The organism is Candidatus Njordibacter sp. Uisw_056, from assembly GCF_047730085.1.
Taxonomy (GTDB): Bacteria; Pseudomonadota; Gammaproteobacteria; order Pseudomonadales; family Balneatricaceae; genus Njordibacter.
Genome location: NZ_CP159830.1, coordinates 620,168 through 642,224, shown reverse-complemented (window position 1 = coordinate 642,224; position 22,057 = coordinate 620,168). Strand labels below are relative to the sequence as shown.

Genomic DNA, 22,057 nt, shown 5'->3' with positions numbered 1-22,057 from the left:
AGAGTGTTTCAGGTTTCACTTGAACTAGCGTGTATGGCATAAAAGAGCTGGCTAATAAGCTGGCTTTTATATCAGTCTACGTTGCGACTTTAATGGGAAAGCAGTTCTTATTGCCTGTAAATGATCAAGGTTAATACGTGCCATAGCTACACCAGGCCCCTCCCCCAGCTCTACTAAAATTTCGCCCCAAGGGTCAATAATCATTGAATGCCCATAGGTTTGCCGATGATCATGCTGACCACCGTGAGATGCTGCCAGAATATAACATTGGGTCTCAATGGCTCGGGCACGTAAAAGAATGTGCCAGTGTGCTTGGCCTGTAGTTTTGGTAAAGGCTGCACCATTAACGATTATTTGGGCGCCTAAATCTACCAGCTTTGCATGAATTTCAGCAAAGCGTAAATCATAACAAATGGTCAACCCAACCTTACCTACAGGCGTGTCGATTACGACCAGCTCATCACCAGCCTCAAAGGTATCAGATTCACGGTAACTACCATGGCTGTCGGCAATGTCCACATCAAACATATGAATTTTATCGTAGCGAGCGACCTCAGCTCCCTCGTGGTCGTAAACAAAACAGGCCGAACGTACCTTTTTGAAATCGCTTATACCCCCCTGGCAGGGTATAGTGCCGCCAATGAGCCAAACTTTGTTAGCCTGGGCTTGCTGTGATAACCACAAACGCAGACCGCTCTTCGGTATAGACGCTTCCGCGCCATAAGACACCATTTGAGGGTCACCAAACACTGCAAAGCTCTCGGGCAACATAATAAGCTTTGCTCCTTGCAGCGCAGCACGTTGAATCTGTAATGCAGCTTCACTTAGATTGTCTTTTACACTAAGCTTACTAACCAGTTGCACCACCGCTACAGCTGGGCCTGGGCCAGTTAAATTAACAACTTGATTAACCCCTGGTCCAGACTCACTCAATGGAGATGACATTGTCAATGCGCTCCTGCACAGATTGTTTTTGGTAGTCTTTGTCAAACATCTTCACCAGCTTCACATCTGGGTTATCAAGAGAGCCCGCCACACGGTAGCGGGCACTAGTAAAGGTAGATAGTTCATCACCAATGAGTTTATTAACCACATAAATCATACTCCCCAGCTGCGGCAGACCAGCAATTAAGGCTGCTAAAGGCAGTTTATCTGCCACTGGTAAGGTCACTATTAGATTGTTGTCCACTTGTCGCTGGTTAAAATCAATCCAGCCGTCCATCGATAGATTTAAGGTTGCAGACTTTATGGTTGAAGGTGACACTGTGGCTGCAAAACCGTGATCAAAGCGATAGTGTGCGGCCAAACTGTCAAAGCTAAAACCAGGTTGGATAATGTCAGAAAAGTCGAGTTTAACTCGCTTCACCAACCGACTCATATCAAACAGAGCTAAAACCCTTAGACTCTTAGCTGCATTGGGTGAAGAGGAAAAACTGCCTTTCTTAAGTCGTAGTCCTAAATCACCACTGACTTCTTTTAACGCAAAGGCTAAAGGCGAGCGGGGCCAATCTAACTGCACTTCAATTGCAGAAGTCTCAGCAACAACTGCTGGATCATAACCCCAGTCTGTTAGCAGACTCCTCATATCCTTAGATTCAGCGCGGCCAGTAAACTGGGTGCGATGAACCCCATCTACTTTATCCCAAATTAAATTACCTTGCAGGTGACTGTGGCGAATGTCAGCATCTAGATCATGCACGTTAACCTGATCACCTTGGCGCCGAGCTTTAAACTGCCATTGGCCAAACGAATCACCATTTTTGACTAGTTTATCGATCGATACGTCAGCGTCTATAAGTTGGTTTGGATCAATGTTTTCTAGTAGGTCAACATTGTCAGTTGTTTCCGATGCGGGCTCTGGAAAGTTTAAATAAGCGTAATCAATATGAACCAATAGTGGGAGGCCTGCGCCCATATAATCTACTTTGCCTGCTATTTGTTCCGACACCAGCTGCGCACGCCAGGGCTGAAGAGGCAACAAGCCATCGTCTTCTGCAAGAGGCAACAAGCTCAGCGTGGCTTGATCAATCTCTAAGCCCAACCCAGTCGCACGTGTTATGTCCACATTTATTTGTGGCAATGCTGAAGCTACTGACAGATTGTTTAGGTTCGCCCACCAGGGTTTAATACGCGTTTGATAAACTGCCCACCAAGAGTCAATGTCAACATCATCGAGTTGCCCATCAACTACCCATTGCCCGTCTTGTGCCCAATCAACAGTGTTTTGAAAAGCCACATTTGCACCCAATAAGGTCAAACCGTTTGAGTTCACGTTTGGACCCAGCTTAACGGCAACCTGATGCTGATCTATACTGGCATACCAGTTTTGGTAATCGTCTTGCCAGTGACCCAATAACTGGAGCTGTTGTAGTTGATTCAAAGGTTCAGGTAGGTCTAAATCTGCTTTAGTTAGATCTAGCTCTGCACTGAGCAAACTGCAGCTTGTGGTGGCTTGAGTGCAGGTGGACAATCTCGCCACAAAGGGCAGTGCTCCCTGAATTTCGTGCACCCAAGGCTGGTTAAGTTTTGTTGCTAAGTAATGTGGTGGTAGTCGCCCTTCAAATTCCATTGTTAAATGATCTTGTTTTACCCTTGCGTTAACGTTAGCTTGGTGCAAAATTGGTTGAGGAATCTTCGACAACCAAGGGCTCTCAAGATCAATTTCAGATAGCCGCTTAAAAGTGATTAATTGGCCATCTATAAGTCCGTTACCAGCGATAGGGCCCATACCTGCATCAGCAGAAGCTAACCCAACTTCAACCTCAACATGGCGTAAATCAGCTTGCAAAGGTGCCCAATACCCACTGAGATTCTTACTAGACAAGCTAAGGTCGTAGCTTGGGTCTGATTGATGACCAAAAGGGATTGCAAAACTGCCAGCTAAAGACACTTTGCCTAGGGGTTTTAGCGCCCGCAGCCATGGTGGTAAGTTAACATTCAGCGGCAGGTCTTCAGCTAAAGCCATCATCTTCTCAGCTTCACCTGCTATCTGCCCATTCACTCTTATATAACGGTTTTTTATCTCTGTGGCTTGGTAGACAGGCACTTCAACTTGCCAACCTTTCAGCGATTGGGTCATGAGACCTTGATCCAAAGACCCCGCCACAGCATCTACCAATACGCGCTTATGGTTCACTGTAAGCGTGGCTTTTAGCCCTGTTACTTGGGGCCACTGGGCATGGTAACTAAAGCTTGGGGCCTCCACCTGTGCCGCAATAGGCATTGTTCTTGCCCTATCACCAGATGCACCATTTAACTTTCCTGGCCGACCATTGTAAATGAGCGCAGCCTCAGTCACTGTGCCAACCGGTGACGCCCTTGTTATCCAAGCGCCTAGTTTTTTACCCAGCACAATATCTGGCAACATACCGGGCAATTGACCTAGATCTATATTTTGCATCCCCAAGGCTAACTGTATAAAGGGCTCTGAGGTTGAGCCTTTGCGAGGGAAAGAACCTGCCATAGATAGATTAATATGGCCTTGGTTAAGCTTAGCAACTATATTAGACGAGCTAAAACGATTGGCTGAGGCACCATAGTGCCAATTAAACTCACCTTGAATGTCACCAAATTTCCAGGGTGCAGAAGTGAGCTTGGCGAGGCGTAAATGAACACCATCCGTATCATCAATGATCACCTTGCCACCATAACGATTAAGCCAAATATGGCCGTCAACCTGCTTTATTTCTGGCACACCCAACCATGCCCCTACACTCACTTGCTGCAGCTTACCGTTGACTAGGAATTCCTTAGGCTGGCTGCTATCTAACTTTAACTGAGCTTGATTTAACCAACCTTTTGGAGCGAGTGACTGGATCGGTAAATTGATCTTTGCTGGCATGCCTTTAATGGTGTTGAGCAGCTTTTGCGTATTGGCTAAATGGAGCTTAGGGCTAGCCAACCAGAGTTGTTGATCAGTTTTTTGTGCTTTCAACTCAGTCAACGGCAAAGCTACACCATTAACTTGTCCACTTAACGCTTGTGCTGAAATTTTCCAATCAGCTAATTGCCACTTTGAAGTGGCCAAGTTGCCAAGCTGGCCAAGCTGGCCAACTGCCCTAGTGTCACCTATTAGGGCCACATGATTAGTGGGTGTAACAAGCAAAATTTGGGCATTTTCAGTCACTAACTGAACCTTTTTGTTAGCTTGGTAGTCCAACCAATACTTGCCATCCAAACGTAAGCGGTCTGCATAAAAAGTGGGTTTAAACGGCCCAAATAGGGGTAACCAAGACGCAACTTCAAGATGATTAGCACTTAAATAAACTTGCGCCCGCTGGATAGTTTCTTGGGGGGTAAGGTCTAGTGTTACTTTGGTTTCTAGGTTGTAGCCTGGTGCTTTGGTATCACCATGCACAGAGACATTAATTCGAGTTAACTCTTGGCCAATATCTTTTGCAACATGAACCTGAGCATTTAACTGCGGGGTAGTGATAGGCTCCCCTTCGAACGCCATTAAAGTGAAGGTCACATCGTTCAACAAAAACTGAGGTACCCTAGAGGCTATTGCCAACATAAGTTGGGGAACAGTTTGAGACCCACTTTTGTTAGCAGTTTGAGGACCCCAAGTGCCATCTTCTTGCTGCCCAAGGTGAATGTCTAAGCCTGTGGCTTGAACGTGGGATAAGCGAAACCTATTTTGTTGCAAGGACCGTTTTAAATCAACACCCAAGTCTAGCCGCGAAAGAGTTAAACCGTTTTTAGTGTCTATACCATCTAGGTTTAACTGGAGGCTAGTGCCCACTAACTTTACCTGAAAAGCCGTTAACTTTAGCTCTTGCCCTATCGCCTTACTCACTTCGTGTTCAACCCATTGATGGTATAGCGGGTGCTGATCTACACCCACACGCAACCAAGACAAGCTCGCTGCCAAAATAATTAACACTAGGCACAGAAAAGCGATGCACCACTGACTAATTTTAGCAATCATTAACGCAATACCACATCGTATTGTTCGCTGCCGTACATGGGCTCTAACCGCAATGAAATAGACTTGCCTATGAACTGCTCCAGCTCTGCTAAACGGTGTGCTTCTTCATCTAAAAGCTGATCAATAACAGCCTGTGATGCAAGGACTAAATAGGTATTTGTATCATAAGCTCTGTGGGCTCGCAGAATCTCTCTAAACAGCTCGTAACAGATCGTCTCTGGCGTTTTATTGGTCCCCGTGCCCTCACACGAAGAACAGGGTTCACATAACAGCTGCTCTAAACTCTCCCGTGTGCGTTTGCGTGTCATTTGTATTAAACCCAGTTCCGAAACCGCTAACACTTTTGTTTTAACATGATCTTTAGCTAACGCACGCTCTAGGGTTCGAGCGACTTGCCGCTGATGCTCTGGGTCATGCATATCAATAAAATCTAAAATAACAATACCACCAAGATTGCGCAGTCTAAGCTGCCTACCGATGGCCGTTGCCGCCTCAAGGTTGGTCTTAAATATGGTCTCTTCTAAGTTACGGTGCCCTACATATGCCCCAGTATTAACATCAACAGTGGTCATTGCTTCAGTTTGATCGATAATAATATAACCACCAGATTTCAACGGTACTTTACAGCCCAGTGCTTTTTGAATTTCATCTTCTACGTTGTAGAGATCAAAAATAGGCCGCTCCCCTGGATAATGCTCCAATTTGGCGGCCATATCTGGCACCAGTTGGTTAACAAATTCAATCGCTTTTTGATAGGTTTCTTTAGAATCGATCCGAATCTTTTCAATTTGTGGATGAGCAATGTCCCTCAAGGCGCGCAGCGCTAGGGGAAGGTCTTGATAGATTATTTGAGGGGCTTTACCGGTGGCAATTTTTTGGCTTACCTGGCGCCATAGACGACGCAGAAAGTCGACATCCTGCTGAAGACTTTGCTCATTAACCCCTTCAGCGACCGTGCGAACAATGACGCCCTCATTGGTAAATTCAGAGGTCTCCTTTAACAACCCGTTGGGGTGGGCTAAATAGTGTTCTAAACAATCTTTAAGGCGCTGTTTTTCTGTTTCGTCTTCGATGCGTTGAGATATGCCCACATGGTTACTGTCAGGCAAGTACACTAGGTATCTTGAAGGAATAGATATTTGAGTGGTAAGACGCGCACCTTTGGTACTAATAGGATCTTTTAGCACCTGCACTAGCAGGGTTTGGCCTTCTCTTACTAGTTGTGCAACATCATCTGAATCTGGCTGGCCATTTTTTGGTTCAATATCTGCCACATGAATAAAGCCCGCACGCTCTAGACCAATTTCTATAAACGCAGCCTGCATACCCGGTAACACACGAACAACTTTACCCAGATAGATATTTCCCACAATGCCACGATGGTCATTACGCTCTATATGAACTTCTTGCAACATACCATTTTCAATCACCGCCACTCGGGTTTCCATGGGGCTGAAATTGATGAGAATTTCTTCGTTCATTTTGAGGATATATCCTTATCTTAAGCCACTTTAAATGCTCGACGAACACCACGCAGTACAACAAACAACCACAGCCAAAGCACACCACTTACTGGTGCAGGCAATAAAAACCATAGCCCACTGCTAGCGTTGCTGCCAATACCTTGAAACCAATAACTAATACATTGATTAATAGCCACCAAGACGAATATTACAAAGGCTTGTTGCCACGCTCGGTACATGCGTAAACGGCGATACATTAGCATAGCAAAAAAAGTCACTACGACCATGGCTAACGCATTCACCCCTAGATGGTTACCCTGCAAGAGATCAAGCAACAACCCTAATATAAACGCCCAACCTAACCCAAAGCGATGTGGCAAGGCGATCACCCAGTAAATAAACACAATCAAAACCCATTCTGGCCATCCCCACTGCACCCACTCAAGCATAGGAAGAGCGCTCAACATGAAGGCAATAAGCAGGGTCACAATAGGTACCCACAAATTATGGGCTGCTTGAACAACCATTAGTTGTCCCCCTGCAAAGCTATATTTTGCTGCTGCGGTGTTTCGATCAGCAACAGGTGGCGAGAGCGATCCAGTTGCGCTGTTGGTTTAGCCAGCACCTTAGCAAAGTCTTGCCCTGCAGAATGTTTCACCTCAATCACCTTTGCTACCGGGTAGCCTTTAGGAAAGCGCAAGCCTAAACCCGAACTCACTAAAATATCACCTACCTCAATATCAGCTGTGTCTGAAAGGTCTTGTAATTCTAAGTAATCATATTGCCCAAGGCCGTAGGCCACAGAGCGCAGACCATTGCGGTTAACTTGCACAGGGATGGCGTGGTCTGCATCAGTAATTAATAATACTCGACTGGTGAAGGCTGAAGTAGACGTGATTTGTCCCATAACCCCAGTGGCATCAAGTACAGGTTGGCCAACAAATGCGCCACTATTAAAACCATTATTAATAATGACTTGATGGGTAAATGGATCTGAATTAATACCAATAAGTTCACTAACAATCACTTTTTCATCTAGTTGCTCACTACTATTGAGTAAATCACGCAACCGAAAGTTTTCCACTGTGAGGGCAGCTAACTTTTGCACCCGTCGTTCAGCGAGCAAGGTTTGCGCCCGTAATTGTTTGTTTTCAGCAATGAGTTCATCTCGAACTTGTAACCTTTCATCTAACCAAGTCCATGAGCGTTGAGGCACATCAACCAACCACTGCACAGGCGTAACGGCTAATGACAGCCAACCACGAATCCGCTGCATTTGATCAAACTGGTAGTCAGCAACAATTAAACTAATACTGATCAAGCCGTAAATGATGAATTTTTTAACGGTAGATCGGCCTTTAAACAAAGGATCAATAACAAGTCTCCTAGCGATCCAATCGCCCTTAAACAAAAACGGCAGGGTAGCTTAAATATTGCTTAAGCGACCCCGCCGTTGTTTTATTCGAAATTGACCAGTTTAGTCTCTGGCTAGCAAATCAAAGGTGCTATCGTCAAGCATTTGCAGAACCCTGCCGCCCCCTCGGGCTACACAGGTCAGGGGGTCTTCAGCAACGATCACAGGCAACCCTGTTTCTTCACTAATCAAACGGTCTAAATCACGCAGCAGCGCACCACCACCCGTAAGTACAATACCACTTTCAGCAATGTCAGAAGCTAGCTCAGGTGGTGAATGCTCTAAAGCACTTTTAACAGACTGAACAATGGTAGATAGTGGCTCTTGTAAAGCCTCCATTATCTCGTTGCAGTTAAGAGTGAAGCTACGGGGAATACCTTCGGCTAGGTTGCGGCCTCTTACGTCAATCTCTAGAACCTCAGAGCTTGGGTAGGCTGTACCGATTTCTTGTTTAATGCGCTCTGCAGTGGCTTCACCAATAAGAGAACCATAGTTGCGACGCACATAAGCGATGATTGATTCGTCAAAGCGGTCACCACCTACGCGCACTGATTCTGAATAAACCACACCGTTAAGAGAAATAATAGCGATTTCAGTGGTGCCACCACCGATGTCCACCACCATAGAGCCACTTGCTTGCTCAACCGGCAACCCCGCACCAATAGCTGCTGCCATGGGTTCTTCTATTAAATAAACTTCTCTGGCACCCGCTCCCATCGCAGATTCTTTAATGGCACGGCGCTCAACTTGAGTAGATTTACACGGCACACATACCAAAACCCTAGGGCTAGGAGTCATCCAACTGTTTTCATGTACTTTATGGATAAAGTGCTGCAACATTTTTTCTGTCACGTGGAAATCGGCAATTACACCATCTTTTAACGGACGAATAGCAGTAATGTTCCCAGGTGTGCGACCCAACATGCGTTTAGCATCAGCACCTACTGCAGCGACACTTTTTTGATTGCCATGAGTACGAATCGCAACAACAGAGGGTTCGTTAAGAACGATGTCTTTATCGCGTACATAAATGAGGGTATTAGCGGTGCCTAGATCGATTGATAGGTCGCTTGAAAATAGGCCGCGGATTTTTTTAAACATGCTGATTTATTGGCTCTAATCGGAGAATAATGGCGATCTATATAAACCGCTGCTACTAAGAGTTAAATATTAACAATCAAGGGGCGTTTGAGCAAGTTTAATCCGTTTTCCAACGGCTCAATTTATGCTAAATTAGATCCCTTTTTTGCTGCTTATGTATTTGTTGCAAATTAATCTAAAATTCTGCTTTAGTTTAGCAGGCTAAATTCAATACCAGTTTGAGTGTCTTTGAACTAAAAAGTTCAACTTCTACTCAGCTGATTAAATACAGCCTAGATCGAGAATATTATGGCCCTAGAAAATGCTGACATCGAAAAAATTGCCGTGCTTGCCCGTTTGCAAGTGACCCCTAGTGAAACAAATGATTACGCCAACAGCATTTCCAGTATCTTGTCCCTTATGGACCAGATGCAACTGGTTAATACTGACGGTGTGGAGCCACTATCCAACCCTCACGATGCGACCCAACGCCTGCGTAAAGATGAAGTTACTTGTGATAACCAACGTGAAGCCTTTATTGCGATCGCACCAGCAACAGAAGATGGCTTATATTTAGTGCCTAAAGTAATTGATTAACGTATTAAATTAACAAAGTGACAGCATAACTATGACCCACAAAACCCTCGTTCAAATAGCCAAGGATTTGGCCGCTGGAAAATACTCTAGCCGTGAAATCACTCAAGACATTATTGCTGACATTAAGGCCCGTGATGCCGTCTACAACAGTTTTATTAGCTTGTCAGAAGACCTTGCCTTAGGCCAAGCAGATGCTGCTGATGCGCGCATTAAAGTGGGTAACGCAGATATCCTCACTGGGGTTCCTTTTGCTCATAAAGATCTATTCTGCACCCAAGGCCACACCACCACAGCCGCCTCTAAAATGTTGGCGAACTTTGTACCACCCTACGAATCTACTGTTGGCCAACGTTTATTATCTGCTGGGGCTGTCTGCGTTGGCAAAACCAATATGGATGAGTTTGCCATGGGCTCTTCAAACGAGAGTAGCTTTTTTGGTGCTGTTAAAAACCCATGGGACTTAAACGCTGTACCAGGAGGGTCTTCAGGCGGTTCTGCTGCCGCTGTGGCAGCAGGCTTAGTGCCCGCAGCTACTGGCACCGATACTGGCGGCTCTATTCGTCAACCTGCCTCTTTTTGTAACTTAACGGGTATCAAACCAACCTATGGACGGGTCTCCCGCTTTGGTATTATTGCTTACGCATCCAGCCTAGATCAGGCTGGCCCCATGTGCCAAACAGCCGAAGATGCAGCCATAATGCTAAACGCTATGGCTGGTTTTGACGAGCAAGACTCCACAAGTGTGCAGCAAGAGACTCCAGATTTTACTGCTGAGCTAAACTTACCTCTGCATGGGCTAAAGGTAGGCCTGCCCAAAGAATTTTTTGGCCCAGGCCTTAATCCCCAAGTGGCTGAATGTATTATGGCTGCAGTAAAAGAGATTGAGAAACTTGGTGCGCAAATTATTGACATAAGCCTGCCCAACCTAGAGCTTTCTATTCCTGCCTATTACGTTATCGCGCCATCGGAAGCCTCTTCCAACCTAAGTCGCTTTGATGGTGTTCGTTATGGATACCGGTGCGATAAGCCAGAGAATTTGATGGATCTTTATTGCCGCACCCGTGCTGAGGGGTTTGGTACCGAAGTAAAACGTCGCATTATGGTAGGCACCTATGCATTGTCTGAAGGTTATTACGATGCATATTACGTAAAAGCTCAGCGTATTCGTCGTTTAATTAAAGACGACTTTGCTCGTGCACTGTCTCAAGTAGACGTGATTATGGGCCCCGTAGCACCAACGCCTGCTTTCGATTTGGGCAGCAATACTAAAGACCCTGTGGCAATGTACTTGGAAGACATCTACACCTTGTCTGCCAACATGGCTGGCATTCCAGCAATGTCTGCCCCCGCAGGTTTTGTTAATGGCCGCCCCGTAGGGCTTCATATCATGGGCAACTACTTTGCCGAAGCTAAACTTTTGAACATTGCTCACCAATATCAGCAAGTCACTGATTGGCACCTACAAACACCAACATCTAACAATGTGCCAGTATCTAACCAAGAAAAGGGAGCTTAATGATGTCTTGGGAAATTGTAATTGGTCTAGAAATTCATGTTCAATTAGCCACAAAATCTAAATTATTTTCCGGTGCTAAAGCGGGTTTTGGAGCAGCACCTAACACTCAAACCACCCTAGTTGACTTGGGTATGCCTGGCGCATTACCAGTATTTAACCAAGAAGCCTTGCGCATGGCAGTGGCCTTTGGCACTGCAATTGATGCCGAGGTTTGTAAACACTCAGTATTTGCCCGCAAGAACTACTTCTACCCAGACTCACCCAAAGGGTACCAAACTAGCCAAATGGACCACCCTATTGTGGGATTAGGCCACTTGGACATACAACTGGAAGACCGCAGTATAAAGCGTATAGGAGTCACTCGGGCTCACCTTGAAGAAGATGCGGGCAAATCATTGCACGAAGACTATGACGGTATGACCGGTATTGACCTGAACCGCTCTAGCACGCCGTTGTTAGAAATCGTATCCGAGCCAGACATGCGCAATGCCAAAGAAGCTGTGGCCTACATGCGTAAGATGCACGCCATTGTAACAACCATTGGCATTTCAGACGGCAACATGGCAGAAGGCTCTATGCGCTGTGACGCAAACGTATCTATTCGTCCCAAAGGCCAAGAAAAATTAGGCACCCGTGCAGAATTAAAAAATATCAACTCGTTTAAATTTATAGAACGTGCCATTAACGTAGAAGTAGAGCGGCAGATAGATATTTTGGAAGACGGTGGCAAGATTGTGCAAGAAACCCGCCTTTATGACTCAGACAAGAACGAAACTCGCCCCATGCGTAGTAAGGAAGAAGCCAACGATTATCGTTACTTCCCCTGCCCAGATTTATTACCAGTAGAGATTGACGACGCCTATATTGATGCTATTCGTCAAAGCCTACCCGAACTGCCAGACCAACGCAGCGCTCGCTTTGTGAGTCAACTTGGCTTAAGTGAATACGATGCCAGTGTGCTTTCTGCCAGCCGAACGTTAGCTGATTATTTTGAAGCCGTTGTCTTGGTGTGCAACGACGCTAAGCTCAGTGCCAACTGGGTAACAGGTGAACTTTCGAAATACATGAATCAACACAACGTTGAAATCGATCAAGTTCCAGTGACTGCAGTTCACCTGGGCCAACTTATTAAGCGCATCATGGATGAGACTATTAATAGCAAAGGTGCCAAAGCTGTATTTGATGAACTGTGGAATCAAGCTGGCGAAGTGGATGCCATTATTGAAGCCAACGGCCTTAAGCAGGTAAGTGATATCGGCGCTATCGAAGCTATGGTAGATGATGTTATTGCCTCAAGCCCTAAGCAAGTGCAGCAATATGCTGACGCAGAAGTAGAAAAAAGAGGCAAAATGCTAGGCTTCTTTATGGGCCAAGTTATGAAAGCCTCCAAAGGCTCAGCTAACCCAGGCCAAGTAAATGGCCTGCTAAAGAAAAAGTTAGACTTGCTCTGCTAATCTGCCCAATGTGGCGAGGAGGCGAGTCTAACCCTGTTTTTTCTTGGGCGGCTATCTACTCCTCGTCAGCTAGTGCCAAATCTACCATCAAGTCATCAGACAAACCTTCAAGCGCTTGTTGCAAGCTCTCCATGTCAAAATCCTTTGAAACTAACAACTGGGCCCCCGCAACAAACATATCCCCACCAGACATTGATGCACTAACGACCTCTGTATCTAGGCTTTGCACACTTACGCCTTGGGCAACGAATACGTTAGACACTTCACGCATAATGCCTGGCTTATCATGGCAGGTTAGGTCTAACCAGATTGTTTTTTGAGCGTCAGCATCACCAGCGTCGACACTCTCGTTTAAAGTGACTGCCATACCATGATCACTCAACCCACGTAAGTCTTTCTCGAGTGCTGGAATCACACTCTGCTCAACGTTAACTGTAAGAATGCCGGCAAACTGGCCAGACAAATGGGCCATGCTAGACTCCTCCCAGCTGGCATCATGGCTATAAATGACTTCGGAAAGCATTTGAATAAGGCCTGGGCGATCTGCACAGATTGCAGTAAGTACTAATGTTTTATTCATCGTCTGTCTCCAAGTGTTGCTTATGTCAGCATTTGTGCGACACGAGCTTTCAATAATTCTATGGCGGCAGGGTTTTCACCACCTTCTGGCACAATCAAATCTGCATGCGCACGAGAGGGTGATACATGGTTAAAAAACCCTGGTCTCACAGTAGATTGATACTGTGTTAAGACCGATTTCAAATCCCGGCCTCGCTCATTCACATCGCGTTCTAAGCGTCTAATTAAACAAATATCTAACGGCACATCCATAAAAATTCGCAGGTTAAACAAAGACCGCAAGCGCACTTCAGTAAATAACAAAATCCCTTCTATAATAAGAACTTTGCAAGGTTTCATCAACATTGTTTCTGATTCTCGCAAATGGTCATAAAAGCTATATATCGGCCGTTTAATAGGCTGGCCAGCAGATAAAGCTTCTATATGTTGAGCCATCAACTCATGGTCCATTGCGTCTGGGTGATCATAGTTAGTGAGGTTGCGCTGAGCTTTAGACATGTTCCGTTGATCTTTGTAGTAGCTGTCCTCTGACATCATCACCACCTGATCTGAATCGAAGCCTTCTATTACATTTTTAGCCAACAAACTTTTACCTGAAGCCGATGCTCCAGCAATACCAATAATAACCACACAAACTCCAACACATTATTGTAATCCCCTATTATACTATGCAGCTATGAATATACTACTTTATAAGGTTAATGAACTGTCCTCCATGGGACAAATTCAAATTACCGACCCTCACCGTCAAACTCACCTTGTTAATGTGATTAAACCCAACATTGGTGACAGTCTTAGGGTGGGGCAGATTAATGGCGCTATTGGTTTAGGCAAAGTCATCGCTCACAGCGAGCTGGAAACACGGCTTGAAATAACACTCAGCCAAAATAGCCCCGCACCCTTGGGGTTAAAATTATTACTAGCCCTGCCTAGGCCTAAAATGATGCGCCGGATATTACAAACCTGCGCCACCTTAGGAGTGAGCGAAATAACCCTACTAAACAGTGCAAAAGTGGAAAAAAGCTATTGGCAAACGCCACTGTTACAACCCATGAGCATTTATAACAATTTACTTTTAGGCCTAGAGCAAGCAGGCACCACACAGTTACCTTTGTTACACAAGGCCGAACTATTTAAACCTTTCGTTGAAGATAAGCTTAGTCATTGGGCTGGCCATAGTCGAAGGCTTGTAGCTCACCCACGTAACGCTAATGCATGCCCTGATGCAACTCAACAGGCCACAACCTTAGCCATTGGCCCTGAAGGAGGTTTCACAGACTATGAAGTGGGTAAATTAGAAGAACAAGGTTTTATACCCTTCTCCCTTGGCCCTCGAATTATGCGAGTAGAAACTGCAATCCCGGTGGCTATTTCGAGGCTCTGTGCCCTATGAAATCAGCAAAGCAACGGTTTGCAGGGCGCTACCGCCCACCCGGCCCAAAGCGCTCACCTCTAATCACACCAGAAGGTGCAGCAGCACTTAAAAATGAGCTAGATGATCTATGGCGTAACAAGCGCCCAGTTATTACTCAAGCGGTGCAGGAAGCAGCGGCTTTGGGAGATCGATCAGAAAATGCAGAATACATCTACGGCAAAAAAATGCTCAGGGAAATGGACAGCCGTATTCTTTACCTGCAGAGACGCCTTGACCATATCAAGGTAGTAGAAGGAGTACCTGCGGATCTAAAAAAAGTATATTTTGGTGCCTGGGTCACCTTAGTTGACGACGATGACAATGAACGGCGCTATCGAATTGTGGGTGCCGACGAACTTGACCCTAGCTCAGGTTATATCAGCATAGACTCCCCACTTGCGTTGGCCCTAATAGGCAAAAGGCTGGATGATAGGGTAGAGCTAAGCAACCTTAAAAAAGGCTATGACATTATTGCTATCAATTACGCAGATGCTGAACCTACCTAATGAATAGTGCCCCGCCGGTAGGAAAATGTAGCCGCAATCAAGGCATAACACACAGACAATACCATGGTGATTTTTATGACTAACAAGAGCTGAGGGTATAGCTCTGGGGTGATTGCCGCACCTCCCATCGTGACACTAAACAAGGTCATTACAATAGCAGAACTCACCATATTGCCCATAGTACGTGCTAAGTTGAGTAACACCGCAGCAATGCTTAGCTTATCCGCTGGCACCGAACCAATAGCCGCATTATTATTGGGTGATGAAAAGAACCCAAAACCCAGCCCCAAAAATACTAGTGCGAGCATCACGTACTGCAAAGACGTGTTCATATCTAGCCTAAACAACATGGCATAGCCAATGACAAATAATAGGCAACCAAATGTCGAAAGCACTCTAGGCTCAAAACGATCTGATAAGCGACCCGTTATGGGTGCCAATACCATCATAATCAGTGTTTGAATCAACACAATTTGGCCTGCTTCACTGGGGCTAAGCTGGTGAATATACTGTAGATACAAGCTCAGCAAAAAAACCATAGAGAAACTAGAGCCGTAGATAAAGAAAGCGGATAACAAAGAACGGTTGAAAATGCGATTAGCCCTTAACGCAGATAGTCGAATTAAAGGTGATTCAATTTTCGACTGGTGCCATACAAAGACAGCCAAAAGCACTAACCCAAAAATGGCTAAAAGTGCAAACCGCCAATCTGTTAGGCGTGACAACCCCATCATAAACGCGCTGACCCAAGCTGCAAAAATTAAACTACCTTGCCAATCGAATTTAGCTCTTAAATCTGATTTCCAATCGCCTTTTACATAGGCAGACAGCACTACTAGGCATAAGATTAAGATCGGAATAGGGGCCCAAAATACACTTTTCCAACCCCAGTGCTCAGTTAACCATCCCCCAATTAAAGGGCCAAGAGTTAGCCCTAAATAAACTGACGAAGCGGCAATACCGAGGGCTTGGCCACGGTTTGAATTGGCATAAACCACACCAATAATTGCCATACTGGTGCCATATACCATAGAGCTAGAAATACCTTGAGCAACACGAATAAACAGCAAGGTACCAATAGATTGTGGTAACAAAACACACACTGAAGAGACGATAAACAACACTATTCCAGTAACAAATACACGTTTGCGTCCAACGATGTCGGCTATGCGGCCTATGGGCAATAAAAACACCACATTACCCCATAACATTGCCACTGGAATCCAGCTTACTCCAGACGCGCTAGCTTGCAGGTCCTCAGCAATTCGCGGTATGGCAATATTCACTGCAGAAAGCGCTAGAGAGCAAACCATCATCACCAAACCCACACTCACAAGCGCCATGCGCCTGGCGTTAGGTGTTTGATCGTAATAGGATTGTAGTTGTGTCGCGTTCATTTTTGCCATTATACTCACTTATTAAATTAGAACCTAGGACGATTATTGTGGGCCAACAAGATCAACAAAATCATCAATCTGGATGCCCTATTACAGTGGATATTCAGCAAGACTTGTATTGGTTACTGCAAAGCCAAACCTTAATGCTAGAAACGCCAGAAGTGGGTGTGTTTAATCCTCAAGATCTAACTTATAAGGCCAGTAAAGCCACCACCTGCGTAAAAACCTACCCTGCTCAGCCAGCTTATCGTTTGGGAAAACATTTTGAAGATTGTGTAGAGCATTGGTTTGAGTCATCGTTGACTAACAAAATTTTAGCCCGGAACCTAGTGATCCAAAGCGCTGAACGAACACTTGGGGAACTAGACCTTATATACCAAAATAATGCGTTAGAAATAGTTCATCTAGAGCTTGCCATAAAATTTTATTTACTCAATAAGGGTGGCACACAATTAACCGACTTTGTTGGCCCCGCTGGACACGATCGATTAGACCTTAAGTGGGATCGGTTACGGCAACACCAGCTCCCATTGAGCCATACTGGGCAAGTATTAAATTTCTTCAAGCAACACAGTTTACCCCTGCCTACACGTCAACAATTACTGTTAACAGGCATGCTGTTTTACGCCTATGAAAACTGGCAATCAACCTTTGTTGAGGGTATAGGACTTAATCCACAGCATCAGCGGGGTTGGTGGTTAGAGCACCATGAACTTGCACAACTGAAGACGACCCATGGGCCAGAACGAGGTTTCATTATTTTACCCAAATGGCATTGGATCGGCGGGCCAAGGCATTATAGCGAACCCAAGCCTATCGATTATAAACAACTTATGGTGGGCACTTCGGCAGACCCTTGGCCCAACATGGTGTTGATGTATGAACGCGTGAATAGCCATCAGCCTTGGGTATGCAAAAATCGTGGCTTAATCTTGTCCACAAAAAAGCCCCCGCTAGTTTCCTAACGAGGGCTGTTTCTTATAATGGTGGGTCGTGGGCGGCTCGAACGCCCGACCAATTGGTTAAAAGCCAACTGCTCTACCAACTGAGCTAACGACCCAAATTCTCTGCAGGGCTTGGTAGATTGTGCCCCTTAATACGTAGCATTAACTGCTTACTACGGTGAAATTTAACAGCCAATTACGCTGTAAAATTAACATTAACCGGTTAACACGGTTTAATATGGTGGGTCGTGGGCGGCTCGAACGCCCGACCAATTGGTTAAAAGCCAACTGCTCTACCAACTGAGCTAACGACCCAAATTCTCTGCAGGGCTTGGTAGATTGTGCCCCTTAATCCGTAGTAATAACTGTTTACTCGGCTACTGCTCACATGCGGCTATAAAACCACACCTGCAAAAATAAAATGGCGGAGGAGGAGAGATTCGAACTCTCGGTGGGCTATTAACCCACGACGGTTTTCAAGACCGTTGCATTCGACCACTCTGCCACCCCTCCGCAGAGAGCGCGTATAGTAAACCATTGAGATTCAGAGTCAAGCACCTATGCCCACACTAGCTTAAAAAATACCAAAAAAAGGCAAAAAACGTGAAAAAAAATTAAATTGTGCCACAGCTTGGACAGTGTACGTCTTTAGGTAAGGTAAAAGTTTGCCAGTGCATGGTTTTTGCGTCCAATAACAACAGCTTACCCACTAATGGCTCACCAAGGTTAGAAAGCACTTTAATGGCTTCCATCGCTTGAATCGCACCCACAATACCAACCAGTGGTGCCATCACCCCATTGGTTGAACAGGTTAGTTCTTGCTCTCCTGTGAACTGCATTAAACAATGGTAGCAAGGTGCGTTGGCTTGTCGAGGGTCTACTACAGTAATCTGGCCCTCCATACGAATAGCTGCGCCAGAAACCAAGGGTGTTTGATACTGCAGACACGCTTTATTCACTGCTAAACGGGTGACTAAATTATCACAACAATCTAATACAATATCAGCTTTTTTTACCTCTTCAGCTAAATCTTCATCCTTAAGCCGCTGCTGAACAGCTTTCACCAGCACACCACTATTAATTGCTGCAATACTCTGTTGGGCAGACACCACCTTACTTACGCCTACGTCAGCTTCGCTATGAATGATCTGACGCTGCAAGTTAGAATAATCCACGAGGTCGTCGTCTACCAACACCAATGTGCCTAAGCCAGCCGACGCCAAATACAAAGCCACGGGGCTGCCCAAGCCGCCTAAACCAATAATGAGCACTCTAGAACTCAATAAACGTTGCTGACCTTGATAATCAAATTCTGGCAACATTATTTGCCGACTGTAACGCTGTAACTGCTCATCATTCATACATTAGTCCTAAGGCTATCTGCCTAGTTCTATAGCTGGCACTCTGCCAGACCACTGACCGTAAGTTACCCTGTCGTGGTCATTATAATCCTTTCGTGTGGCAACCAACTCAAACCCTAAGCAAGCTAACAGTTTTGCCACTTTCAAGCCTTGATCATAACCGTGCTCAATCACTAACCAGCCACCTTCTGCCAACAACTGCGATGCTTGCCTTACAATAATGTTTATATCTGCCATTCCATGATCATTAGCTACAAGCGCTGATAGTGGTTCAAAACGCACATCACCTTGGCTTAAATGTGGGTCTTGTGCGTCGATATAAGGGGGATTACTAACCACACAGTGCAGCGGCTTGTTAACATCTTTAACTAAACCCTGCGCCCAGTTACCCCGGTAGAAATTCACTCGCTCTAAGTCGCATCTGTGGGCGTTAATTTTAGCCAGATTGACAGCCTCAGGTGATTGATCTACACCTGTAACGCTCCAGTGGGGGTATTCACTGGCTAAAGCCAGAGCAATTGCGCCACTACCGGTGCCCAGATCTATTACTCTAGCCTGCGTTGGCAAGTTTAGATCAAGCACAACTTCTACTATTAATTCTGTTTCTGGACGCGGAATTAGGGTAGAGGCATCTATTTGTAAATCTAACGTCCAAAAACCCTGTTGCCCAAGCAAATGAGCAACAGGTCTGCCCAAACAGCGCTCCAACACCAGGTATTCAAAGCGCTGCCACTGTGGTTTCATCACAGGTTTGTCTGGCCAAGCGTAGAGGCTGGCCTGGGTAATAGATAGCACATAGCACAGCAGTAACTCAGCATCTAACCGAGCACTATCGGTTGCCTCTGAAGACTTCTTCAGGGTTTCCTTAGCCCAAACAATGGCCTGCTGCCAAGTATAGTTTGAGCAGAGGTTAGGTTGAGGGCTTGAGGAGTAATTAACCTTCATTTTCTGCTAACGAGGCCAATAAATTAGCCTGATGCTCATTACTTAACGGTTCGATAATACAATTCACATCACCTTCCATAATATCGGCCAGCTTATAAAGCGTCAGATTGATACGATGATCTGTTACTCGGCCCTGAGGATAATTATAGGTACGAATACGCTCAGATCGGTCACCACTGCCTACTAAACTCTTGCGAGCATCTGCTTGCTCTGCAGCAACGACTTCTTGGGCGCTGGACAAAAGCCTGGATGCTAACAGAGACATTGCCCGAGCTTTGTTCTTGTGTTGTGAGCGCTCATCTTGACACTCTACTACCGTGCCCGTTGGCAAGTGAGTGATGCGAATAGCCGAGTCCGTTTTATTAACGTGCTGGCCACCAGCACCAGACGCTCGAAACGTATCGATGCGCAAATCACCTTTATTAATATCGACATCATCCACCGAATCAACTTCTGGCATCACAGCTACAGTGCAGGCGGACGTATGTATACGGCCTTGAGATTCCGTTTCTGGAACTCGCTGCACTCGGTGAGCACCCGACTCAAATTTTAGCCTTGAGTAAACATCATTGCCTACCATTCGGGTAATTATTTCACGATAGCCACCATGCTCGCCTTCATTCTGACTGACAATCTCTACCTTCCAACCCATGTTTTCGGCATAGCGCGTGTACATACGATAGAGGTCTCCAGCAAAAATAGCAGCTTCATCACCGCCAGTACCGGCACGAATTTCTACAAAAGTATTGTGGCCATCGTTTGGATCTTTTGGCAGTAGAAGCTTTTGCAAGTCTAATTCTAATTCTGCTTGACGTTTCTTGCCATCAAGAATTTCTTCTTCCGCCATGGCTTTCATTTCAGCGTCATCTTCAGCCAGCATTAACTGAGCTTCCTCCATGTCAGCTTGCAGCTGAACGTATTGTCCATAATTTTTTACGACATCTTCAAGCTCTGCATATTCTTTTGAATAAGCCCGAAATTTATCTTGATCCATGATCACTTCAGCGACGCCCAATAGGGCTTCTAGCTCTTCGTAGCGATCCTGTAAGCGTTCTAATTTACTAAGTATTGAGGCTTTCATAAGGTTTTGTTCAAATCAAACATGGTTTGCAATAACGCTAGGCTTTGGTCATCGCCTAACGCACTGGCTTTCTTTAATTGCACCGTGGGCGCATGCATCATTTTATTGGTAAGATCTCGGGCAAGTCGCTGCATTACAACCTGAGCGTCCTCACCCTTGGCTAGCTTAGCCATAGCACGGTCTAGTTCGTCATCTCGCAACGCTTCCATACTTTGCCGGTAACCTCGGATACTGCCAACAGCATCTAAGGAACGTTCAGATTCCAAGTAGGTGACAAGGCCTTCTTCAATCATCACTTCGGCAGTTTTTGCTGCTTCTTGTCGAGAACGCATGCCTTCATCTATGACATCTTTTAAATCATCAACAGTAAATAAATAGACGTCATCTAGCTCATCAACTTCGGCTTCAATATCGCGAGGCACTGCAATATCTACCATAAACATCAGTTTGTGTTTACGCTGCCTGAGGGCCCGCTCAACTGCACCTTTACCTAGTATGGGTAATTGACTTGCAGTGGAGGAAATAACAATATCAGCAGCCGCTAGGTGATCTGGAATATCAGACAGCAAAATGGCTTGAGCGTTAAATTCAAGTGCCAAATCTTCAGCGCGTGCCAAGGTCCGATTGGCGACAATAATTTTTTTGACACCGGCATCATGTAAATGCCGAGCGACTAGCTCAATGGTCTCACCTGCTCCAATGAGCAAAGCTGACTGATCTTCCAGACGAGCAAAAATTTGTTTTGCCATTGTCACAGCAGCGAAGGCGACAGATACTGGGTTTTCACCAATAGCTGTATGGGTCCGGACATACTTGGCCATATTAAAGGCGCTTTGAAACATGCGTATCAAATGGCTTGTGGCAGTTTTTTCCTGCCGGGCAACAGAGAAGCTAGATTTCAACTGGCCCAATATTTGCGGCTCACCCAGCACCATAGAATCTAATCCACTGGCCACTCGCATCATGTGTTTCACAGCTTGGTCAGCCTGCTGAAAATAACTATGATGTTGCACTTGATCTAGCGCCACTTGGTGAAAATTAGCCAGCCATTGGGCTACTACTAAATTACACTCTTCTGATTGTTTAGGGTCTGCGGGCAATCTGCCATAAACTTCAGTGCGGTTACATGTAGATAAAATGGCCGCTTCTGAAATTGCAGTTTGGCTTACTAACTGCTGGAGAGCAGACGCCGTTATTTCTGGCGCAAAGGCTAGCTTTTCGCGCACGTCGATAGGGGCTGTGGTGTGATTAATGCCAAATACAAACAAGGTCATGGAGGTGGTCTGCAGGTACCAAACAATTAAGAAGCGCTATTAAAGTGATCATTATACCCGAAACTTAACCGCCCCCATAGCCAACTGTGATGCTAACTCGAC

At 45.5% G+C, this 22,057-nt stretch carries 19 protein-coding genes and 3 tRNA genes; 6 read left to right on the top strand and 16 right to left on the bottom strand.

What is annotated here, in order from left to right:
• Positions 1 to 66: 66 nt before the first annotated feature.
• The 6 genes from ABXT60_RS03190 to ABXT60_RS03165 form a co-directional block, all read right to left on the bottom strand.
• Positions 67 to 945, bottom strand: coding sequence for a carbon-nitrogen hydrolase family protein (locus ABXT60_RS03190; protein ID WP_443631322.1), 879 nt, complete (start codon positions 943 to 945; stop codon positions 67 to 69).
• Positions 926 to 4,930, bottom strand: coding sequence for a YhdP family phospholipid transporter (locus ABXT60_RS03185; protein WP_443631321.1), 4,005 nt, complete (start codon positions 4,928 to 4,930; stop codon positions 926 to 928). Before ABXT60_RS03185 ends, ABXT60_RS03190 begins: the two co-directional genes overlap by 20 nt.
• Positions 4,930 to 6,411, bottom strand: coding sequence for a ribonuclease G (gene rng / locus ABXT60_RS03180; protein WP_443631320.1), 1,482 nt, complete (start codon positions 6,409 to 6,411; stop codon positions 4,930 to 4,932). Before rng ends, ABXT60_RS03185 begins: the two co-directional genes overlap by 1 nt.
• A gap of 20 nt (positions 6,412 to 6,431) precedes the next feature.
• Positions 6,432 to 6,920 (bottom strand): rod shape-determining protein MreD, encoded by a 489-nt coding sequence (mreD, locus tag ABXT60_RS03175; protein WP_046482633.1) that lies wholly within the window; start codon positions 6,918 to 6,920, stop codon positions 6,432 to 6,434.
• Positions 6,920 to 7,804, bottom strand: coding sequence for a rod shape-determining protein MreC (gene mreC, locus ABXT60_RS03170; protein ID WP_443631319.1), 885 nt, complete (start codon positions 7,802 to 7,804; stop codon positions 6,920 to 6,922). The genes mreD and mreC overlap by 1 nt, the downstream gene beginning before the upstream one ends.
• Positions 7,805 to 7,870: 66 nt before the next feature.
• Complete coding sequence (locus ABXT60_RS03165; protein WP_046482631.1) at positions 7,871 to 8,908, bottom strand: rod shape-determining protein; 1,038 nt, start codon at positions 8,906 to 8,908, stop codon at positions 7,871 to 7,873.
• A 288-nt stretch (positions 8,909 to 9,196) separates the two neighbouring features.
• Here ABXT60_RS03165 and gatC point away from each other — a divergent pair, with 288 nt between their 5' ends.
• Genes gatC through gatB form a run of 3 tightly spaced genes read left to right on the top strand, consistent with a single transcriptional unit; the run spans position 9,197 to position 12,454 of the window.
• The gene (gene gatC, locus ABXT60_RS03160) at positions 9,197 to 9,484 is read left to right on the top strand and encodes an Asp-tRNA(Asn)/Glu-tRNA(Gln) amidotransferase subunit GatC (RefSeq protein WP_443631318.1); all 288 of its coding nucleotides are present in this window, start codon (positions 9,197 to 9,199) and stop codon (positions 9,482 to 9,484) included.
• A gap of 31 nt (positions 9,485 to 9,515) precedes the next feature.
• Positions 9,516 to 11,000, top strand: coding sequence for an Asp-tRNA(Asn)/Glu-tRNA(Gln) amidotransferase subunit GatA (gene gatA / locus ABXT60_RS03155; protein WP_443631317.1), 1,485 nt, complete (start codon positions 9,516 to 9,518; stop codon positions 10,998 to 11,000).
• 2 nt (positions 11,001 to 11,002) lie between these two features.
• Complete coding sequence (gatB, locus tag ABXT60_RS03150) at positions 11,003 to 12,454, top strand: Asp-tRNA(Asn)/Glu-tRNA(Gln) amidotransferase subunit GatB (RefSeq protein WP_443632063.1); 1,452 nt, start codon at positions 11,003 to 11,005, stop codon at positions 12,452 to 12,454.
• A gap of 55 nt (positions 12,455 to 12,509) precedes the next feature.
• Here the strand turns inward: gatB and ABXT60_RS03145 are convergent, their stop codons facing one another.
• Positions 12,510 to 13,034, bottom strand: a complete 525-nt coding sequence (locus tag ABXT60_RS03145; RefSeq protein WP_046482623.1) for a glycine cleavage system protein R — start codon at positions 13,032 to 13,034, stop codon at positions 12,510 to 12,512.
• Positions 13,035 to 13,054: 20 nt separating this feature from the next.
• Positions 13,055 to 13,663 carry a uridine kinase gene (gene udk / locus ABXT60_RS03140; protein WP_443631316.1) on the bottom strand — a complete coding sequence of 203 codons (609 nt, stop codon included), beginning with the start codon at positions 13,661 to 13,663 and terminating at the stop codon, positions 13,055 to 13,057.
• Positions 13,664 to 13,748: 85 nt separating this feature from the next.
• Between udk and ABXT60_RS03135 the strand changes: the two genes are divergently transcribed.
• Entirely contained in the window at positions 13,749 to 14,426 is a 678-nt protein-coding gene (locus ABXT60_RS03135) for a 16S rRNA (uracil(1498)-N(3))-methyltransferase (protein WP_443631315.1), read from the top strand.
• Complete coding sequence (greB, locus tag ABXT60_RS03130; RefSeq protein ID WP_443631314.1) at positions 14,423 to 14,953, top strand: transcription elongation factor GreB; 531 nt, start codon at positions 14,423 to 14,425, stop codon at positions 14,951 to 14,953. Before ABXT60_RS03135 ends, greB begins: the two co-directional genes overlap by 4 nt.
• Here the strand turns inward: greB and ABXT60_RS03125 are convergent.
• On the bottom strand, positions 14,950 to 16,359 hold the full coding sequence (locus ABXT60_RS03125) for an MFS transporter (protein WP_443631313.1): 1,410 nt from the start codon (positions 16,357 to 16,359) through the stop codon (positions 14,950 to 14,952). The genes greB and ABXT60_RS03125 overlap by 4 nt on opposite strands.
• A 38-nt stretch (positions 16,360 to 16,397) precedes the next feature.
• Here ABXT60_RS03125 and ABXT60_RS03120 point away from each other — a divergent pair, with 38 nt between their 5' ends.
• Positions 16,398 to 17,315, top strand: coding sequence for a DUF1853 family protein (locus ABXT60_RS03120; protein WP_443631312.1), 918 nt, complete (start codon positions 16,398 to 16,400; stop codon positions 17,313 to 17,315).
• Positions 17,316 to 17,334: 19 nt separating this feature from the next.
• Here the strand turns inward: ABXT60_RS03120 and ABXT60_RS03115 are convergent.
• From ABXT60_RS03115 to hemA, 7 genes are all read right to left on the bottom strand, one after another.
• Positions 17,335 to 17,410: transfer RNA gene (locus tag ABXT60_RS03115), tRNA-Lys, on the bottom strand.
• Between the two features lie 123 nt (positions 17,411 to 17,533).
• Positions 17,534 to 17,609: transfer RNA gene (locus tag ABXT60_RS03110), tRNA-Lys, on the bottom strand.
• Positions 17,610 to 17,716: 107 nt separating this feature from the next.
• Positions 17,717 to 17,807, bottom strand: a tRNA-Ser gene (locus ABXT60_RS03105).
• 101 nt (positions 17,808 to 17,908) lie between these two features.
• On the bottom strand, positions 17,909 to 18,655 hold the full coding sequence (locus ABXT60_RS03100) for a HesA/MoeB/ThiF family protein (protein WP_443631311.1): 747 nt from the start codon (positions 18,653 to 18,655) through the stop codon (positions 17,909 to 17,911).
• A gap of 15 nt (positions 18,656 to 18,670) precedes the next feature.
• Positions 18,671 to 19,600 carry a peptide chain release factor N(5)-glutamine methyltransferase gene (gene prmC / locus ABXT60_RS03095; RefSeq protein ID WP_443631310.1) on the bottom strand — a complete coding sequence of 310 codons (930 nt, stop codon included), beginning with the start codon at positions 19,598 to 19,600 and terminating at the stop codon, positions 18,671 to 18,673.
• The gene (gene prfA, locus ABXT60_RS03090) at positions 19,590 to 20,681 is read right to left on the bottom strand and encodes a peptide chain release factor 1 (protein WP_046482609.1); all 1,092 of its coding nucleotides are present in this window, start codon (positions 20,679 to 20,681) and stop codon (positions 19,590 to 19,592) included. Before prfA ends, prmC begins: the two co-directional genes overlap by 11 nt.
• The gene (gene hemA, locus ABXT60_RS03085) at positions 20,678 to 21,955 is read right to left on the bottom strand and encodes a glutamyl-tRNA reductase (RefSeq protein ID WP_443631308.1); all 1,278 of its coding nucleotides are present in this window, start codon (positions 21,953 to 21,955) and stop codon (positions 20,678 to 20,680) included. The genes prfA and hemA overlap by 4 nt, the downstream gene beginning before the upstream one ends.
• Positions 21,956 to 22,057: the final 102 nt, after the last annotated feature.

What these genes read in the sequence shown, in the direction of transcription:
- prmC (WP_443631310.1), bottom strand. Translation starts at nt 19,600, where the DNA reads ATGAAGGTTAATTACTCCTCAAGCCCTCAACCTAACCTCTGCTCAAAC.
- ABXT60_RS03135 (WP_443631315.1), top strand. Translation starts at nt 13,749, where the DNA reads ATGGGACAAATTCAAATTACCGACCCTCACCGTCAAACTCACCTTGTT.
- ABXT60_RS03125 (WP_443631313.1), bottom strand. Translation starts at nt 16,359, where the DNA reads ATGGCAAAAATGAACGCGACACAACTACAATCCTATTACGATCAAACA.
- gatB (WP_443632063.1), top strand. Translation starts at nt 11,003, where the DNA reads ATGTCTTGGGAAATTGTAATTGGTCTAGAAATTCATGTTCAATTAGCC.
- rng (WP_443631320.1), bottom strand. Translation starts at nt 6,411, where the DNA reads ATGAACGAAGAAATTCTCATCAATTTCAGCCCCATGGAAACCCGAGTG.
- ABXT60_RS03165 (WP_046482631.1), bottom strand. Translation starts at nt 8,908, where the DNA reads ATGTTTAAAAAAATCCGCGGCCTATTTTCAAGCGACCTATCAATCGAT.
- hemA (WP_443631308.1), bottom strand. Translation starts at nt 21,955, where the DNA reads ATGACCTTGTTTGTATTTGGCATTAATCACACCACAGCCCCTATCGAC.
- ABXT60_RS03100 (WP_443631311.1), bottom strand. Translation starts at nt 18,655, where the DNA reads ATGAATGATGAGCAGTTACAGCGTTACAGTCGGCAAATAATGTTGCCA.
- greB (WP_443631314.1), top strand. Translation starts at nt 14,423, where the DNA reads ATGAAATCAGCAAAGCAACGGTTTGCAGGGCGCTACCGCCCACCCGGC.
- ABXT60_RS03190 (WP_443631322.1), bottom strand. Translation starts at nt 945, where the DNA reads ATGTCATCTCCATTGAGTGAGTCTGGACCAGGGGTTAATCAAGTTGTT.
- gatA (WP_443631317.1), top strand. Translation starts at nt 9,516, where the DNA reads ATGACCCACAAAACCCTCGTTCAAATAGCCAAGGATTTGGCCGCTGGA.
- gatC (WP_443631318.1), top strand. Translation starts at nt 9,197, where the DNA reads ATGGCCCTAGAAAATGCTGACATCGAAAAAATTGCCGTGCTTGCCCGT.
- ABXT60_RS03145 (WP_046482623.1), bottom strand. Translation starts at nt 13,034, where the DNA reads ATGAATAAAACATTAGTACTTACTGCAATCTGTGCAGATCGCCCAGGC.
- mreD (WP_046482633.1), bottom strand. Translation starts at nt 6,920, where the DNA reads ATGGTTGTTCAAGCAGCCCATAATTTGTGGGTACCTATTGTGACCCTG.
- ABXT60_RS03185 (WP_443631321.1), bottom strand. Translation starts at nt 4,930, where the DNA reads ATGATTGCTAAAATTAGTCAGTGGTGCATCGCTTTTCTGTGCCTAGTG.
- prfA (WP_046482609.1), bottom strand. Translation starts at nt 20,681, where the DNA reads ATGAAAGCCTCAATACTTAGTAAATTAGAACGCTTACAGGATCGCTAC.